The organism is Variovorax sp. P1_G12 (assembly GCF_056405555.1).
In genome coordinates this window covers 48,677-66,372 of the sequence record NZ_JBFUBW010000037.1, presented here as the reverse complement: position 1 = coordinate 66,372, position 17,696 = coordinate 48,677, and the positions used below count along the sequence as shown (strand labels likewise).

Here is a 17,696-nt window from a genome sequence, read left to right as displayed (position 1 = left end):
GGCCGTCACACGCCGTTCTTCAACAACTACCGTCCGCAGTTCTACTTCCGCACGACCGACGTCACCGGCGCGATCGAGCTGCCGAAGGACAAGGAAATGGTCATGCCCGGCGACAACGTGTCGATCACGGTCAAGCTGATCAACCCGATCGCGATGGAAGAAGGCCTGCGCTTCGCCATCCGTGAAGGCGGCCGCACCGTGGGCTCGGGCGTCGTGGCGAAGATCCTCGACATCTGATTACGGATTCCACAGGGGTATAGCTCAATTGGCAGAGCGTCGGTCTCCAAAACCGAAGGTTGTAGGTTCGATTCCTACTGCCCCTGCCACTTAGGTGGCTCCGCAAAGCAAGCCCGCCATAGCCCGGCGGGAAGGCAAAAAAAGCCCGTCATAGCCTGACGGGCTTCGGCGTCTCAGACGACGCATTGAATTTGAAGGCCGCAAGGCCGCAGGAACAAAGCCCAAGATGGCCACTTCTCAAATCGAAACCGTCAGTACCAACGCGGACAAGGCCAAGCTGGCTGCGGCCGTCGTGCTGGCGGTGGGCGCCATCGTGGCGTTCTATCTGCTCTCGCGCCAGGGCGCGGTGGTGCAGTGGGTCGCTTTGCTGGTCGGCCTCGCGGCTGCCGTGGGTGCGTTTGGAAGCTCCGAGAGCGGCCGCCAGCTATGGGCCTTCGGCCGCGATTCGTGGCGCGAGGTCAAGAAGGTTGTCTGGCCGACGCGCAAGGAAACGATCCAGATGACGGCTTACGTGTTCGCCTTCGTGGCGATCATGTCCATCTTCCTTTGGCTCACCGACAAGACGCTCGAATGGGTGTTTTTCGACCTCATTCTGGGCTGGAGAAAATAATGACTGACGAAGCCGTCGAAGCAGAAGCCACGCCGGAAATCAATCCGCTGCTGGCCCCCGCGAGCAACCCGGACCTGCGTTGGTACGTGGTGCACGCGTATTCCGGCATGGAAAAGGCCGTCGAGCGCAACATTCTCGAGCGCATCAACCGCGCCGGCATGCAAGGCAAGTTCGGCCGCATCCTGGTGCCGACCGAAGAAGTGGTCGAGATCAAGAACGGCCAGAAGCGCACCACCGAGCGTCGTTTCTTCCCGGGCTATGTCCTGGTCGAGATGATCATGGACGACGAGAGCTGGCACCTGGTGAAGCACACCAACAAGGTCACGGGCTTCGTCGGCGGCGCCAAGAACCGTCCGGCCCCGATTTCCCAGAAGGAAGTCGAGGACATCGTGAACCAGATGCAGCAGGGCACCGAGAAGCCGCGCCACAAGGTCGAGTTCATGGCCGGCGAGTTCGTGCGCGTCAAGGAGGGCCCTTTCACCGACTTCAACGGCACGGTCGAGGAAGTCAACTACGAAAAGAGCAAGGTGCGCGTGTCGGTCATGATCTTCGGCCGCGCGACGCCTGTGGAGCTCGAATTCAGTCAAGTCGAAAAGACTTGAGACATTGCGGGACAGACCACGCGAAGCGTGCTCTGTCCTCAACTGATTGAATTGTCTGCGCTTTCCGACTCGGCGCAGACAGAAGAGAAGAGTCGTTTAACCCCGGGGAGCTGCGGCTAAAAAAGCCAAGGCGTCATCACCCGCAAGGAGTAAAGCATGGCGAAAAAAATCGTCGGCTTCATCAAGCTGCAAGTCCCAGCTGGTAAAGCCAATCCCTCACCGCCGATCGGTCCCGCCCTGGGCCAGCGCGGTTTGAACATCATGGAATTCTGCAAGGCGTTCAACGCGCAGACCCAAGGCGTCGAGCCGGGCCTGYCGCTGCCGGTGGTCATCACCGCGTTCGCCGACAAGAGCTTCACCTTCATCATCAAGACGCCGCCGGCGGTCACCTTGATCAAGAAGGCGATCAAGCTCGAGAAGGGTTCCGCACGTCCGCACACGGACAAGGTCGGCAAGATCACTCGCGCACAGCTCGAGGAAATCGCCAAGGCCAAGATGAAGGACCTGACCGCTGCCGATCTGGACGCCGCGGTTCGCACCATCGCCGGCTCGGCCCGCTCGATGGGCGTGAATGTGGAGGGCGTGTAAATGGCCAAGATCACCAAGAAGCAAAAAGCCCTCGTGGGCAAGGTCGACAGCAACAAGCTGTACGCACTGGCCGATGCCATCGGTCTCGTGAAGGAAGCCGCCACCGCCAAGTTCGATGAGTCCATCGACGTCGCGGTGCAGCTTGGCATCGACGCGAAGAAGTCGGACCAGGTCGTGCGTGGCGCCGTCGTGCTGCCCAACGGCACCGGCAAGACCAAGCGCGTGGCTGTGTTCGCCCAGGGCGCCAAGGCTGAAGAAGCCAAGGCCGCCGGCGCCGACATCGTCGGCATGGACGACCTGGCAGCGATGGTGAAGGCTGGCGACATGCCCTTCGACGTCGTGATCGCCGCTCCGGACGCGATGCGCGTGGTCGGTACGCTGGGCCAGATCCTCGGCCCCCGCGGCCTGATGCCGAACCCGAAGGTCGGCACCGTGACGCCCGACGTCGCGACCGCCGTCAAGAACGCCAAGGCTGGCCAGGTCCAGTTCCGCGTCGACAAGGCCGGCATCATTCACGGCACGATCGGTCGCCGCTCGTTCGACACCGACAAGCTGCAGGGCAACCTCGCCGCGCTGATCGAAGCCCTGGTCAAGGCCAAGCCGGCGACCAGCAAGGGCGTGTACCTGCGCAAGGTCGCCGTGTCGTCGACGATGGGTCTGGGTGTCCGCGTGGACACGCAAACCATCGCCGCGAGCTGAGAGCTTTGATGAGATTTGCCTCGCCCGTCAAACGGTGAGGCGGATGTGGTGGGTCGTGGCAGCTTCGGTTGCCGCGAGCCATCCAAGACCGCTGGTGTGCAGGTTGCCTGCACTTAATCGCCCGACCTTCGTCGGGCAGCCAGCGCAGATGGCGACCCCACTGCAAGGAATTTGAATTTTTGTTCCGAAACAGTTGGTCGCTGCATGAAGCGCGATCCGAAGCTTTCGCCGAGGATCGCATTGAAAAGGAGTAGACCTTGAGTCTGAATCGCAGTGAGAAAGAAGCGGTCATCAGTGATGTGACCAGCCTCGCCGCAAAAGCTCAAACGCTCGTGATGGCGGAATACCGTGGCATCACGGTGGCCGATATGACCAAACTGCGCAACGAAGCGCGCAGCAAGGGTGTGACTCTCAGCGTGTTCAAGAACACGCTGGCACGCCGTGCTGTCGCTGGTAGCGCGTTTGAGATCGTCGGCGACCAGATGACCGGTCCGCTGATCTACGGCTTCTCCGAAGACGCTGTGGCTGCCGCGAAAGTGGTGGCCGATTTCGCGAAGACCAACGACAAGTTGGTGATTCGCGGCGGCGCATTCGGTGGCAAGGCCCTGGACGTCGACGGCGTGAAGCAACTGGCCAACATCCCTTCGAAGGAAGTGCTGCTGGCGCAATTGCTGGGCTTGATGCAATCCCCGATCTCTCGTACCGCACGCGTGCTCGCGGCGCTGGCCGAGAAGCGTGGTGGTGGCGAAGCACAGGCGGAAGCTCCCGCCGCAGAAGAAGTCGCCGCTTGAGTGCGCGACTTTTGACCCAACTTATTTAGGAAACAAAAATGGCATTCGATAAAGACGCATTTCTGACCGCGCTCGACAGCATGACGGTCCTGGAACTCAACGACCTGGTCAAGGCCATCGAAGAGAAGTTCGGCGTGAGCGCCGCAGCCATGTCGGCTCCCGCAGCCGGCGGTGGCGCCGCTGCAGCAGTGGTCGAAGAGCAGACCGAATTCAACGTCATGCTGATGGATGCTGGCGCGAACAAGGTGTCGGCGATCAAGGCCGTGCGCGAAATCACCGGCCTGGGCCTCAAGGAAGCCAAGGACCTGGTGGAAGCCGCTCCCAAGGCCGTCAAGGAAGGCCTGTCGAAGGCTGACGCTGAAGCCGCCAAGAAGAAGCTGGAAGATGCCGGCGCCAAGGTGGAACTGAAGTAATTCAGTTTCCCTGAAGGGCTGGAGGCGCCGAAAGGCCCTCCAGCCTTTGCCGCTTTCAGAGCGCACCCAAAAACCGGCTCGAGTCAGTCGATTTTTGAGTGTCTTCTGACCCCGACTGCAGAAGACCCCCTTGGTTCGGGCGATGTGCAACGCATCGCCGTCCGCCAGGGCTGGTAGTGGCCAGCCGCCAAGGAGAGTGGTGCTCAGGCACCTCACCACGTCGCTGAAGATCTCAAGCTCCGGAGCTCTCATGGCCCAAACGTCCACGTACAGTTACACCGAACGCAAGCGTATCCGAAAGAATTTCGGCAACCGCGACAGCGTCGTCGAAATCCCCTACCTGCTGCAGATGCAGAAAGACGCGTACACCGCGTTCCTGCAAGCCGGCATCGCGCCCCAGAAACGCACTGTGGAAGGTCTGCAGGCCGCGTTCGACGCTGCGTTCCCGATCGTCTCGCACAACGGTTTCGTCGAGATGAAGTTCCTCGAGTACAACCTCGCGAAACCCGCCTTCGACGTCCGCGAATGCCAGACCCGTGGTCTCACCTTCGCCTCGGCCGTGCGCGCCAAGGTCCAGCTGATCATCTATGACCGCGAGTCGTCGACCTCGCAGTCGAAGGTGGTCAAGGAAGTCAAGGAGCAAGAGGTCTACATGGGCGAAGTGCCGCTCATGACCGACAAGGGCTCGTTCATCATCAACGGCACCGAGCGCGTGATCGTGTCGCAGCTCCACCGTTCGCCGGGCGTGTTCTTCGAGCACGACAAGGGCAAGACCCACAGCTCGGGCAAGCTGCTGTTCTCGGCCCGCGTGATTCCCTACCGCGGCTCGTGGCTCGACTTCGAGTTCGACCCGAAGGACATGCTGTACTTCCGCGTCGACCGCCGCCGCAAGATGCCGGTCACGATCCTGCTCAAGGCCATCGGCCTGAACCCGGAATCGATCCTGGCGAACTTCTTCGTCAACGACAACTTCCGCCTGATGGACAGCGGCGCGCAGATGGAGTTCGTCTCCGAGCGCCTGCGCGGCGAAGTCGCCCGCTTCGACATCACCGACAAGGCCGGCAAGGTCGTGGTCGCCAAGGACAAGCGCGTCACCGCGCGCCACACGCGCGAGCTCGAGCAGTCGGAAACCACGCACATCAGCGTGCCGGAAGACTTCCTGGTCGGCCGCGTCGTGGCCCGCAACATCGTCGACCCCGACACCGGTGAAATCCTGGCCAAGGCCAACGACGAACTGACCGAAGCGTTGCTGAAGAAGCTGCGCACGGCCGGCGTGCAGGACGTCCAGGCGATCTACACCAACGAACTCGACCAGGGCGCCTACATCTCGCAGACCCTGCGCATCGACGAGACGGTGGACGAGTTCGCCGCCCGCGTCGCCATCTACCGCATGATGCGCCCCGGCGAGCCGCCGACGGAAGACGCGGTGCAGGCCTTGTTCCAGCGCCTGTTCTACAACCCGGACACGTACGACCTGTCGCGCGTCGGCCGCATGAAGTTCAACGCCAAGGTCGGCCGCGACGAATCGACCGGCCCGATGGTGCTGACCAACGAGGACATCCTGGCCGTGGTCAAGATCCTCGTCGACCTGCGCAATGGCCGCGGCGAAGTCGATGACATCGACCACCTGGGCAATCGCCGCGTGCGTTGCGTCGGCGAGCTGGCCGAGAACCAGTACCGCACCGGCCTGGCCCGCATCGAGAAGGCCGTGAAGGAGCGTCTGGGCCAGGCCGAGCAAGAGCCGCTGATGCCGCACGACCTGATCAACAGCAAGCCGATCTCGGCCGCGCTGAAGGAATTCTTCGGCGCCTCGCAGCTGTCGCAGTTCATGGACCAGACCAACCCGCTGTCCGAGATCACGCACAAGCGTCGCGTCTCGGCCCTGGGCCCGGGCGGTCTGACCCGCGAACGCGCCGGCTTCGAAGTGCGCGACGTGCACGTCACCCACTACGGCCGCGTGTGCCCGATCGAAACGCCTGAAGGCCCGAACATCGGCCTGATCAACTCGCTGGCCCTGTACGCCCGCCTGAACGAATACGGCTTCATCGAGACGCCGTACCGCCGCGTGGTCGACAGCAAGGTCACGATGGACATCGACTACCTGTCGGCCATCGAGGAAGGCAAGTACGTCATCGCCCAGGCCAATGCGGCCCTGGACAAGGACGGCCGCCTGACCGGCGACCTGGTGTCGGCGCGCGAAACCGGCGAATCGATCCTGGTCGGCGCCGAGCGCGTGCAGTACATGGACGTGTCGCCGGCGCAGATCGTGTCGGTGGCGGCCTCGCTCGTGCCCTTCCTGGAGCACGACGATGCGAACCGCGCGTTGATGGGCGCCAACATGCAGCGCCAGGCCGTGCCTGTGCTGCGCCCCGAGAAGCCCTTCGTCGGTACCGGCATCGAGCGCGTCTCCGCGGTCGACTCGGGCACCGTGGTCACGGCCACCCGCGGCGGTATCGTCGACTACGTCGATGCCACCCGCATCGTGGTCCGCGTCAACGATGCCGAAGCCACCGCCGGTGAAGTCGGCGTCGACATCTACAACCTGATCAAGTACCAGCGTTCGAACCAGAACACGAACATCCACCAGCGTCCGATCGTCAAGCGCGGCGACAAGATCGCCAAGGGCGACGTGGTTGCCGACGGCGCGTCGACCGACCTGGGCGAGCTCGCGCTCGGCCAGAACATGCTGATCGCGTTCATGCCCTGGAACGGCTACAACTTCGAAGACTCGATCCTGATCAGCGAACGCGTGGTGGCCGAAGACCGCTACACCTCGATCCACATCGAGGAACTGGTGGTGATGGCCCGCGACACCAAGCTCGGTGCCGAGGAAATCACGCGCGACATCCCGAACCTGGCCGAGCAGCAGCTCAACCGCCTGGACGAATCCGGGATCATCTACGTCGGCGCCGAAGTGCAGCCGGGCGACACGCTGGTGGGCAAGGTCACGCCGAAGGGCGAGACCACGCTGACGCCTGAAGAGAAGCTGCTGCGCGCGATCTTCGGCGAGAAGGCTTCCGACGTGAAGGACACCTCGCTGCGCGTCGACCAGGGCTCGCAAGGCACCGTGATCGACGTCCAGGTGTTCACCCGCGAAGGCATCACGCGCGACAAGCGCGCCCAGCAGATCATCGACGACGAGCTCAAGCGCTTCCGCCTCGACCTGAACGACCAGCTTCGCATCGTCGAAGCCGACGCCTTCGACCGGATCGAGAAGCTGCTGACCGGCCGTGTCGCCAACGGCGGCCCGAACAAGCTGGCCAAGGGCACCAAGCTCGACAAGGCGTATCTGACGTCGATCGAGAAGTTCCACTGGTTCGACATCCGCCCGGCGGAAGACGAAGTGGCGACGCAGCTCGAGTCGATCAAGAACTCGCTCGAGCAGACCCGCCACAGCTTCGACCTCGCGTTCGAAGAGAAGCGCAAGAAGCTCACGCAGGGCGACGAGCTGCCCGCGGGCGTGCTCAAGATGGTCAAGGTCTACCTGGCCGTCAAGCGCCGCCTGCAACCCGGCGACAAGATGGCCGGCCGCCACGGCAACAAGGGTGTGGTGTCGAAGATCGTTCCGGTCGAGGACATGCCCCATATGGCCGACGGCACGCCGTGCGACATCTGCCTGAACCCGCTGGGCGTGCCCTCGCGGATGAACGTCGGGCAGGTGCTCGAAGTGCATCTGGGCTGGGCCGGCAAGGGCATCGGCCAGCGCATCGGCGACATGCTGCAGGCCGAGGCCAAGGTGGCCGAGCTGCGCAAGTTCATGGACGAGATGTACAACGGCTCGGGCCGCAAGGAAGACTTGAGCAAGCTCAGCGATTCCGACGTGCTCGAGATGGCGGCCAACCTGTCGAGCGGCGTGACCTTCGCCACGCCGGTGTTCGACGGTGCCTCGGAAGAGGAAATCCGCGGCATGCTGAAGCTCGCCTATCCGGACGAGATCGCCAAGCTCAAGGGCCTGACCGAGACCCGCACGCAGGCCTACCTGTACGACGGCCGCACCGGCGACCAGTTCGAACGTCCGACCACCGTCGGCTACATGCACTTCTTGAAGCTGCACCACCTGGTGGACGACAAGATGCACGCCCGCTCGACCGGCCCGTACTCGCTGGTCACGCAACAGCCGCTGGGCGGCAAGGCGCAGTTCGGCGGCCAGCGCTTCGGTGAAATGGAAGTGTGGGCGCTGGAGGCCTACGGCGCCGCCTACGTGCTGCAGGAAATGCTGACGGTGAAGTCCGACGACGTGCAGGGCCGTACCAAGGTCTACGAGAGCATCGTCAAGGGCGAACACTCGATCGAAGCCGGGATGCCGGAATCGTTCAATGTGCTGGTCAAGGAAATCCGTTCCCTTGGCTTGGATATTGAACTGGAACGCTCATAAGCAAACAAGGAAAGAGTCACATGAAGTCATTACTCGACCTGTTCAAGCAATTCACGCCGGACGAGCATTTCGATGCCATCCGCATCGGCATGGCCTCGCCCGAGAAGATCCGCTCGTGGTCCTTCGGCGAAGTGAAGAAGCCCGAGACCATCAACTACCGGACCTTCAAGCCCGAGCGCGACGGTCTCTTCTGCGCCAAGATCTTCGGCCCGATCAAGGACTACGAGTGCCTGTGCGGCAAGTACAAGCGCCTGAAGCACCGCGGCGTGATCTGCGAGAAGTGCGGCGTTGAAGTCACGCAGACCAAGGTGCGTCGCGAGCGCATGGGTCACATCGACCTGGCCGCGCCCTGCGCCCACATCTGGTTCCTGAAGTCGCTGCCGTCGCGCCTGGGCCTGGTGCTCGACATGACGCTGCGCGACATCGAACGCGTGCTGTACTTCGAAGCCTACGTGATCACCGACCCCGGCATGACCCCGCTGAAGAAGTTCGGCATCATGTCCGAGGACGACTATGACGCGAAGCGCAAGGAATACGGCGACGAGTTCATCGCCAAGATGGGCGCCGAAGGCATCAAGGACCTGCTGGAAGGCATCGAGCTCGACAGCGAGATCGAGCGTCTGCGCGGCGACCTGACCGGCTCCGAAGTCAAGGTCAAGAAGAACTCCAAGCGCCTCAAGGTGCTGGAAGCCTTCCGCAAGTCGGGCATCAAGCCCAACTGGATGGTGCTCGAAGTGCTGCCCGTGCTGCCGCCGGACCTGCGTCCGCTGGTGCCGCTGGACGGCGGCCGCTTCGCGACCTCCGACCTGAACGACCTCTATCGTCGCGTCATCAACCGCAACAGCCGCCTGCGCCGCCTGCTCGAACTGAAGGCGCCGGAAATCATCGCGCGCAACGAGAAGCGGATGCTCCAGGAAGCGGTCGACTCGCTGCTGGACAACGGCCGTCGCGGCAAGGCCATGACGGGCGCCAACAAGCGCGCACTGAAGTCGCTGGCCGACATGATCAAGGGCAAGAGCGGTCGCTTCCGCCAGAACTTGCTGGGCAAGCGCGTCGACTACTCGGGCCGTTCGGTCATCGTGGTCGGCCCGACGCTCAAGCTGCACCAGTGCGGCCTGCCGAAGCTGATGGCGCTCGAGCTGTTCAAGCCCTTCATCTTCTCGCGCCTCGAAGCCATGGGCATCGCGACCACCATCAAGGCGGCCAAGAAGGAAGTGGAATCGGGCACGCCGGTGGTCTGGGACATCCTTGAAGAAGTGATCAAGGAACACCCGGTGATGCTGAACCGCGCACCGACGCTGCACCGCCTGGGCATCCAGGCCTTCGAGCCGATCCTGATCGAAGGCAAGGCGATCCAGCTGCACCCGCTGGTCTGCGCGGCTTTCAATGCCGACTTCGACGGCGACCAGATGGCCGTCCACGTGCCGCTGTCGGTGGAAGCGCAGATGGAAGCCCGCACGCTGATGCTGGCCTCCAACAACGTGCTGTTCCCGGCGTCCGGCGAACCGTCGATCGTTCCTTCGCAGGACGTGGTGCTGGGTCTGTACTACACGACCCGCGACCGCATCAACGCCAAGGGCGAGGGCCTGATCTTCTCCGACATCGGTGAAGTCCAGCGCGCGCTCGACGCCAACGTGGTCGAGCTCACCGCCAAGGTCGCGGTCCGCATCACCGAGTACACCAAGGACAAGGAAAGCGGCGCGTTCGTGCCGTCGACCTCGCTGGTGGACACGACCGTGGGCCGTGCGCTGCTGTCCGAGATCCTGCCGAAGGGCCTGCCGTTCTCGAACATCAACAAGGCGCTGAAGAAGAAGGAAATCTCCAAGCTCATCAACGTCTCGTTCCGCAAGTGCGGCCTGAAAGAGACCGTCGTGTTCGCCGACAAGCTGTTGCAGAACGGCTTCCGCCTGGCGACCAAGGCCGGTATCTCGATCGCGATCGACGACATGCTGGTGCCGGCCGAGAAGCACGGCATCATCGACCGCTCGGCCAAGGAAGTGAAGGAGATCGAGCAGCAGTACGTCTCCGGTCTCGTGACCTCCGGCGAGCGCTACAACAAGGTGGTCGACATCTGGGGCAAGGCCGGCGACGAAGTGTCGAAGGTCATGATGGCCAAGCTGTCGAAGCAGACCGTCATCGACCGCCACGGCAAGGAAGTCGAGCAGGAGTCGTTCAACTCGATCTACATGATGGCCGACTCGGGCGCTCGCGGTTCCGCCGCGCAGATCCGCCAGGTGGCCGGCATGCGGGGCCTGATGGCCAAGCCTGACGGCTCGATCATCGAGACGCCCATCACGGCGAACTTCCGTGAAGGCCTGAACGTGCTGGAGTACTTCATCTCCACCCACGGTGCCCGTAAGGGTCTGGCCGACACGGCGCTGAAGACCGCGAACTCCGGCTACCTGACGCGCCGCCTGGTCGACGTGACGCAGGATCTGGTCGTGATCGAGCAGGATTGCGGCACCCACGACGGCGCACTGATGCGCGCCATCGTCGAAGGCGGTGAAGTGATCGAATCGCTGCGCGACCGTATCCTCGGCCGTACCGCTGCGGAAGACGTGCTGCACCCCGAAACGCGTGCCGTGCTGGTGAATGCCGGCGACATGCTCGACGAGGACGTCATCGACGCGATCGAGGCCGACGGCGTCGACGAAGTCAAGGTGCGCACGGCGCTGACCTGCGCGACCCGCTTCGGCATCTGCGCCAAGTGCTACGGCCGCGACCTCGGCCGCGGCGGCCTGGTCAACAACGGCGAAGCGGTCGGCGTGATCGCGGCGCAGTCGATCGGCGAGCCCGGCACGCAGCTGACGATGCGGACCTTCCACATCGGCGGTGCGGCCTCGCGCGCGGCGGTGGCCTCCAGCGTCGAAGCCAAGTCGAACGGTTCGATCGGCTTCAACGCCACGATGCGCTACGTGACCAACAGCAAGAGCGAACTGGTCGTGATCTCGCGTTCGGGCGAGATCATCATCCATGACGAGCACGGCCGCGAGCGCGAGCGCCACAAGGTGCCGTACGGCGCCATCCTGGCGGTCAAGGCCGACCAGCAGATCAAGTCCGGCCACGTGCTGGCCAACTGGGATCCGCTGACGCGCCCGATCATCACGGAATTCGCCGGTCAGACGAAGTTCGAGAACGTCGAGGAAGGCCTCACGGTCGCCAAGCAGGTGGACGAAGTCACCGGCCTGTCGACCCTGGTCGTGATCGATCCGAAGCGCCGCGGCGCTGCCAAGGTCGTGCGTCCGCAAGTGAAGCTGATCGACGCCTCGGGCGCCGAGGTCAAGATCCCCGGCACCGACCACTCGGTGACCATCGGCTTCCCGATCGGTGCGCTGGTCCAGGTGCGCGACGGCCAGGACGTGGGCCCCGGCGAAGTGCTGGCGCGGATTCCGGTCGAAGGCCAGAAGACGCGGGACATCACCGGCGGTCTGCCGCGCGTGGCCGAGCTGTTCGAGGCCCGTTCGCCGAAGGACAAGGGCATGCTGGCCGAAATGACCGGTACCGTGTCGTTCGGCAAGGAGACCAAGGGCAAGATCCGCCTGCAGATCACCGACCCCGAAGGCACCGTCTGGGAAGACCTCGTGCCGAAGGAAAAGAACATTCTGGTGCACGAAGGCCAGGTGGTGAACAAGGGCGAAAGCGTGGTCGACGGCCCGGCGGACCCGCAGGACATCCTGCGCCTGCTGGGTTCGGAAGAACTGGCGCGCTACATCGTGGACGAAGTGCAGGACGTGTACCGCTTGCAAGGCGTGAAGATCAACGACAAGCACATCGAGGTGATCGTTCGCCAGATGCTGCGCCGGGTCGTGGTCGAGAGCGTCGGCGACACCAACTACATCGCCGGTGAACAGGTCGAACGCAGCGAAATGCTCAACACCAACGACGCCCTGCGCGCCGCTGGCAAGATCCCCGCGACGTTCACCAACCTGCTGCTGGGTATCACGAAGGCATCGCTGTCGACCGACAGCTTCATCAGCGCCGCATCGTTCCAGGAAACGACGCGCGTGCTGACCGAAGCCGCGATCATGGGCAAGCGCGACGAGCTGCGCGGCCTGAAGGAAAACGTCATCGTCGGCCGCCTGATCCCTGCGGGCACCGGCATGGCGTACCACCAGGCACGCAAGGTCAAGGACGCGATGGACGAGGCCGAGCGCCGCGCGATCGCCGAGTCGGAAGCGGCCGAATTGGCCGGCTCCGACACCGCCGCCGAGGAAGTGACCACCGCGGTCGACGCCAGCGAAGGCGCCGCGACCGAATAACTGGTTAGCATCTCCGGCCATGACCGGAACCCGAAGCCCCCTTTCCGCCCGCGGATCGGGGGCTTTTCTTTTTTCGCCCTTGCCATGAGCGGCATGCCCGATTCACTGCCGTTCTGGATCGGCGGCGCGCTGGCGCTGTTCTGGTTCGTCGGCGCCTACAACCGATTGGTGCGGCTGCGCTCCGCGGCCCTGCAGGCCTATGCGACGCTCGACGCCGCGCTGGTGCGGCAGCTCGAGTTCGTGCTGGCGCGGGCGGCCGAGGCCGAACCAGCCGCGCCCGCCACACCTGCCGCACCTGCCGCACCTGCCGCACCTGCCGGCCCGCCGCCGTCCGGCGCCTCGCTGCAGGCCGCAGCCGGCCAGCTCGCGACCCTGCTGGCCGCCACTCGGCTGCGGGCGCTCGACCCGGCCGGCATTGCCGCATTGGGCACCGCCTTGCACGTGTTGCTGGCGGCGTGGCAGCGTTTGCACCCGGACGCGGTCGTCAGCTTCGACGCCGATGGCACGCTGTCGCGGCCGGTGCCGCTCCCCGGCAGGGTCGAGCCGCTGGCCGACAGCGTACCGATCGCCTGGCCCGAGCCCTCCGCCGCGGCGGAAATCGCCCGCAGCCAGTTCAATCTGGCGGTGGCGCAGTACAACGCGGCGATCGGACAGTTTCCCGCCCTGCTGGTGGCGTGGATCATGCAGCTCAGACCCGCAGCCCCGCTGCGTTGAACGTGGCGCAGGTGTCCGCCTGCGCTTCCCGCCCTTACCATCGACCTCAAGTTGCCAGATCTTCCAGACTCCATCCCCGGTTCGCCGCCCTTGTGGCGCCAGTTGCAGCTCACCGCTGCGTCGCTGGCGTCGATCCGCAGCGGCGTCTCGGGCGCCGTCGCATTCGAGGCCGTCGAGCCGGCGCTGCGGCCCGGCGTGCAGGCGCTCGGCTTCCAGGTGCTGCGTTGGCTCGGCCGGGCCGAGGCGCTGCGCCGCCAGCTCGCCAAGCGCACGCCCCCGCCGGCGGCCGATGCGCTGCTGTGCACCGCGCTCGCGCTGGCCTGGGACGCCGAGCGCTCGCCCTATGAACCCTTCACGCTGGTCGACCAGTCGGTCGAGGCCGCCAAGCGCAACCCGGGCACCCGGGCCCAGGCCAGCTTCATCAATGCCTGCCTGCGGCGCTTCCTGCGCGAGCGCGACGAACTGGTGGCGATCACGGAGCGCGAGCCGGTCGCGCAGTGGAACCATCCGCGCTGGTGGATCGAACGGCTCAGGCGCCAGCATCCGCGCGACTGGCAGCGTGTGCTGGCGGCCGACAACACGCAGGCGCCGATGACCCTGCGCGTCAATCTGCAGAAGACCGATGTCGCCGCTTTCCAGCAGGGGCTGGCGGCGGTCGACCTGAAGGCCGTGCCGGTCGGCGCCAGTGGATTGCAGCTGGCGCGGGCTCGCCCGGTGGCCCAGATCCCGGGTTTCCTGGAGGGCGAATGCTCGGTGCAGGATGCGGCCGCTCAGATCGCCGCCCCGCTGCTGCTCTCCGGCCTCGACCTGCGCGGTGCCGCGCCGCTGCGGGTGCTCGACGCCTGCGCCGCGCCGGGCGGCAAGACGGCCCACCTGCTCGAACTGGCGGGCGGCGCCGCGATCGAGGTCACGGCACTGGAGGTCGACGCCGCGCGCAGCCGCCGCATCGACGACACGCTGTCCCGCCTGGGCTTGAAAGCCAAAGTAGTCGTTGCCGACGCCTCGCGGCCCGCGGCCTGGTGGGACGGCCAGTCCTTCGACGCCATCCTGCTCGACGCCCCGTGCACGGCTTCGGGCATCGTCCGGCGCCATCCCGACGTGCGCTGGCTGCGCCGCGAGAGCGACATCGAGCAGCTGGCGGTGCAGCAGGCGATGCTGCTGGCCGCCCTCTGGCCGCTGGTCCGGCCGGGCGGCCGCCTGCTTTATTGCACCTGCTCGGTGTTTTTGGAGGAGGGGGCGCACCAGATCGAGGCGTTCCTTGCACACAACACCGATGCCCGATTGCTGCCCTCGCCCGGGCATTTGCTACCCCAAAGCGGGGTCAATGCGCGCGGCGTCCCGGACAATGCCTTGGGTGATCACGACGGTTTCTTCTACGCGCTGCTCGAGAAGCTGCCACGCTGAAAGGCGTTGGCCGGCTCGGCTGGCCGCGCTCCTGGTGCTTGTCTGGGCTCTGTCGGTCTGGCTGGCGGGCCCGGCCCGGGCGGACTCGCGCAGCCCGGCGGTCACCCAGTTGCGGCTCGAGCAGGCGGACGACGGCGTCTACCTCACGGCCCAGGTGCAATTCGACCTGCCGCCGGTGGTCGAGGAGGTGCTCGAGAAAGGCATCGCGATCTATTTCGTCGCCGAGGCCGAGCTGTACCGGGAACGTTGGTACTGGACCGATCTCAAAGTGGCCCAGGCGGCGCGATACATGCGGCTGGCCTACCAGCCCCTGACCCGCCGATGGCGCCTCAACGTGTCTCCCGTGCCCATCACCAATTCAGGCTTCGGCGTCTCGCTGAACCAGAACTTCGACACCCTGGCCGATGCCCTCGAGGCCATCAGCCGGGTCGGGCGCATGCGCCTGGGCGACCTGGCCGAGATCGGTGACGATGCCACGCACCCCGTGGCCTTCCACTTCCGCCTCGACACCTCCCAGTTGCCGCGCCCGTTCCAGATCGGCGCGGTCGGCCAGTCCGACTGGAACATCTCGGCCGAGAAAAGCGTCCGGCTCCCGCTGGAGAAACTGAAGTGAGCACTGACCCGCGGGTCACCCCGCGGGCGTCGCCGGCGGCGCGACGTTCGCGCGCCGTGCGCTGGGCCATCGGCGTGGTGGCGGCGCTGGTCACGGCGATCGGCCTGGTGCTGATGTTCCTGCTGGCGCAGGCCACCAACAACCGCGCCTTCTACGAGCGCAACTACGCCCGCCTGTTCGGCATCAACGTGGTGGTGGCGGTGGCGCTCGTGCTCGTGATCGGATGGGTCGCGTTCCGGCTGCTGCGGCGGCTGCGGCAAGGCAAGTTCGGCAGCCGGCTCCTGATCAACCTGGCGGCGATCTTCGCGCTGGTCGGCGTCGTGCCCGGCATGCTGGTGTACGTCGTTTCCTATCAATTCGTCGCCCGCTCGATCGAGAGCTGGTTCGACGTCAAGGTCGAGGGGGCGCTCGACGCCGGCCTGAACCTCGGCCGCGCCACGCTGGATTCGCTGTCCGACGACCTCGCGAGCAAGACGCGGACGGCCAGCGCGCAGCTGGCCAACGTGCCGGACACCCGCGCCGGGCTGGTGCTGGAGCGCATCCGCGACCAGTTGGGCGCGACCGACGTCATCCTCTGGACCGGCAGCGGCCAGCTGGTGGCCAGTGCGGGCGCGTCGCGCTTCGAGCTCAGCCCCGAGCGGCCGACGCAGCAGCAACTGCGGCAGGTGCGTGCCGACCGCGCCGTCGCCCACATCGAAGGCCTCGACGAGACGCCGGTGCCGGGCGCGCCGACGCCCGTGGCCAGCGTGCGGGCCCTGGCGCTGGTGCAGAGCCAGGGCTTCGAATTCAACACCGAGCCGCGCTTCCTGCAGGTCACGCAGCCGCTGCCCCCGGCCGTGGTGAGCAACGCCTTGGCGGTGCAGGAGGCCAACCGCGAGTACCAGGAACGGGCGCTGGCGCGCGAGGGCCTGCGCCGCATGTACATCGGCACGCTGACGCTGACGCTGTTCCTGGCGGTGTTCGGCGCCGTGCTGCTGGCCGTGCTGTTCGGCACCCGGCTGGCACGGCCGCTGCTGGTGCTGGCCGACGGCGTGCGCCAGGTGGCAGGCGGCGACTTGCGGCCCACCGCCGTGCTGCAAGGCCGGGACGAACTCGGCGGCCTCACGCGCTCATTCGCCACCATGACCCAGCAGTTGGCCGATGCGCGCGGCGCTGTCGAAAAGACCATGGGCGAACTCGACGCCGCCCGCTCCAACCTGCAGACCATCCTGGACAACCTGACCTCGGGCGTGATCGTGCTCGACGCCCAGGGCTTCATCCTCTCGACCAATCCGGGCGCCACCCGGGTGCTGCGGGCGCCGCTGGCGGCCTTTGAAGGCCAGCAGCTGGCCGAGGTCCCGGGCCTGTCGGAATTCGCGCAGAACGTGCAGCAGCAGTTCGACGACTTCGAGGTCGAGCGCCTCCAGCACGGGCTCGACCACTGGCAGCACGCGTTCGAACTGCACGCGGGCGGCGACGCGATGGGGCAGGACGCGATCAACATCGTCGCGCGCGGCGCCGAACTGCCGGGCGCCGAGCGGCTGCTGGTGTTCGACGACATCTCCGAGATCGTCTCGGCCCAGCGCGCGCAGGCCTGGGGCGAGGTGGCGCGCCGGCTGGCGCACGAGATCAAGAATCCGCTGACGCCGATCCAGCTCTCGGCCGAGCGGCTCGAGATGAAGCTGTCGGGCAAGGTCGCGCCCCCCGAGCAGGCGATCCTCACCAAGTCGGTCAAGACCATCGTCGACCAGGTCGACGCCATGAAGCGCCTGGTGAACGAGTTCCGCGACTACGCGCGGCTGCCGGCGGCCGACCTCCGGCCGGTCGATCTGAACCTGCTGGTGACCGAGGTGATGCACCTCTATCCGCCCGAACACGCCGCCGTCGCGCTCAAGGCCGAGCTCGACGAGCGCTGCCCGCCGATCCGCGCCGACGAACAGCAGATCCGGCAAGTCATTCACAACCTGTTGCAAAACGCCCAGGATGCGGCAGAGGCCAATGCCGGGCGCACCGGGCAGGGCGGCGAGGTCGTGATCCGCACCCGGTTGGGCGAATCGGGGCAGCGGGTGCGACTCACGGTGCAGGACAGCGGCCCGGGCTTCGCCGACAACATCCTCAAGCGGGCCTTCGAGCCCTATGTGACGACCAAGGCGAAGGGCACCGGGCTGGGCCTGGCGGTGGTGAAGAAAATCGCCGACGAACACGGGGCCCGGATCGAACTTTCGAACCGCATCGTCGACGGGGCTGTGGCTGGCGCGCAAGTCTCGTTATCATTCGCGCTTGCAGCGAAGCCGCAGGGAGCGGTTGCTCACACCGAAGATTCGAAGTCATCCATCATCTGAGCGCTTGCCGGCGCGCGGCAAATGGACCGGCAAACGGACCGATCACTCAAAATACAAACGCGCACAACTC

13 protein-coding genes and 1 tRNA gene are annotated in these 17,696 nt (G+C 65.5%); all 14 read left to right on the top strand.

Features of this window, described 5'->3' with window-relative positions:
- Positions 1-237: EF-Tu C-terminal domain-related protein (locus AC1D2O_RS31395; RefSeq protein WP_478158456.1), on the top strand; the 237-nt coding region annotated here is incomplete at its 5' end.
- Between the two features lie 13 nt (positions 238-250).
- A tRNA-Trp gene (locus AC1D2O_RS31390) sits at positions 251-326 on the top strand.
- Positions 327-463: 137 nt separating this feature from the next.
- Complete coding sequence (gene secE, locus AC1D2O_RS31385; protein ID WP_442285261.1) at positions 464-847, top strand: preprotein translocase subunit SecE; 384 nt, start codon at positions 464-466, stop codon at positions 845-847.
- Positions 847-1,449, top strand: a complete 603-nt coding sequence (gene nusG / locus AC1D2O_RS31380) for a transcription termination/antitermination protein NusG (RefSeq protein ID WP_478088603.1) — start codon at positions 847-849, stop codon at positions 1,447-1,449. Before secE ends, nusG begins: the two co-directional genes overlap by 1 nt.
- A 156-nt stretch (positions 1,450-1,605) precedes the next feature.
- Positions 1,606-2,037 (top strand): 50S ribosomal protein L11, encoded by a 432-nt coding sequence (rplK, locus tag AC1D2O_RS31375; RefSeq protein ID WP_478158455.1) that lies wholly within the window; start codon positions 1,606-1,608, stop codon positions 2,035-2,037.
- Complete coding sequence (gene rplA, locus AC1D2O_RS31370) at positions 2,038-2,736, top strand: 50S ribosomal protein L1 (RefSeq protein ID WP_478088600.1); 699 nt, start codon at positions 2,038-2,040, stop codon at positions 2,734-2,736.
- Positions 2,737-2,993: 257 nt separating this feature from the next.
- Positions 2,994-3,527, top strand: coding sequence for a 50S ribosomal protein L10 (gene rplJ, locus AC1D2O_RS31365; RefSeq protein WP_478088598.1), 534 nt, complete (start codon positions 2,994-2,996; stop codon positions 3,525-3,527).
- Positions 3,528-3,565: 38 nt separating this feature from the next.
- On the top strand, positions 3,566-3,940 hold the full coding sequence (gene rplL, locus AC1D2O_RS31360) for a 50S ribosomal protein L7/L12 (RefSeq protein WP_055801198.1): 375 nt from the start codon (positions 3,566-3,568) through the stop codon (positions 3,938-3,940).
- Between the two features lie 250 nt (positions 3,941-4,190).
- On the top strand, positions 4,191-8,315 hold the full coding sequence (gene rpoB / locus AC1D2O_RS31355) for a DNA-directed RNA polymerase subunit beta (protein ID WP_478088595.1): 4,125 nt from the start codon (positions 4,191-4,193) through the stop codon (positions 8,313-8,315).
- A gap of 20 nt (positions 8,316-8,335) precedes the next feature.
- Positions 8,336-12,574: a DNA-directed RNA polymerase subunit beta' gene (gene rpoC / locus AC1D2O_RS31350; protein ID WP_478088594.1), complete on the top strand. Its 4,239-nt coding sequence runs from the start codon at positions 8,336-8,338 to the stop codon at positions 12,572-12,574.
- Positions 12,575-12,667: 93 nt separating this feature from the next.
- Positions 12,668-13,288: a LemA family protein gene (locus tag AC1D2O_RS31345; protein ID WP_478088592.1), complete on the top strand. Its 621-nt coding sequence runs from the start codon at positions 12,668-12,670 to the stop codon at positions 13,286-13,288.
- 51 nt (positions 13,289-13,339) lie between these two features.
- A complete protein-coding gene (gene rsmB, locus AC1D2O_RS31340; RefSeq protein WP_478088590.1) occupies positions 13,340-14,692 on the top strand; it encodes a 16S rRNA (cytosine(967)-C(5))-methyltransferase RsmB in 1,353 nt (450 codons plus the stop codon).
- A gap of 34 nt (positions 14,693-14,726) precedes the next feature.
- Positions 14,727-15,305, top strand: a complete 579-nt coding sequence (locus AC1D2O_RS31335) for a DUF4390 domain-containing protein (protein ID WP_478088588.1) — start codon at positions 14,727-14,729, stop codon at positions 15,303-15,305.
- The gene (locus tag AC1D2O_RS31330) at positions 15,302-17,626 is read left to right on the top strand and encodes a sensor histidine kinase (RefSeq protein ID WP_478158454.1); all 2,325 of its coding nucleotides are present in this window, start codon (positions 15,302-15,304) and stop codon (positions 17,624-17,626) included. The genes AC1D2O_RS31335 and AC1D2O_RS31330 overlap by 4 nt, the downstream gene beginning before the upstream one ends.
- The last annotated feature ends 70 nt before the right edge of the window (positions 17,627-17,696 follow it).

What these genes read in the sequence shown, in the direction of transcription:
- secE (WP_442285261.1), top strand. Translation starts at nt 464, where the DNA reads ATGGCCACTTCTCAAATCGAAACCGTCAGTACCAACGCGGACAAGGCC.
- nusG (WP_478088603.1), top strand. Translation starts at nt 847, where the DNA reads ATGACTGACGAAGCCGTCGAAGCAGAAGCCACGCCGGAAATCAATCCG.
- rplA (WP_478088600.1), top strand. Translation starts at nt 2,038, where the DNA reads ATGGCCAAGATCACCAAGAAGCAAAAAGCCCTCGTGGGCAAGGTCGAC.
- rplL (WP_055801198.1), top strand. Translation starts at nt 3,566, where the DNA reads ATGGCATTCGATAAAGACGCATTTCTGACCGCGCTCGACAGCATGACG.
- rpoB (WP_478088595.1), top strand. Translation starts at nt 4,191, where the DNA reads ATGGCCCAAACGTCCACGTACAGTTACACCGAACGCAAGCGTATCCGA.
- rpoC (WP_478088594.1), top strand. Translation starts at nt 8,336, where the DNA reads ATGAAGTCATTACTCGACCTGTTCAAGCAATTCACGCCGGACGAGCAT.
- AC1D2O_RS31345 (WP_478088592.1), top strand. Translation starts at nt 12,668, where the DNA reads ATGCCCGATTCACTGCCGTTCTGGATCGGCGGCGCGCTGGCGCTGTTC.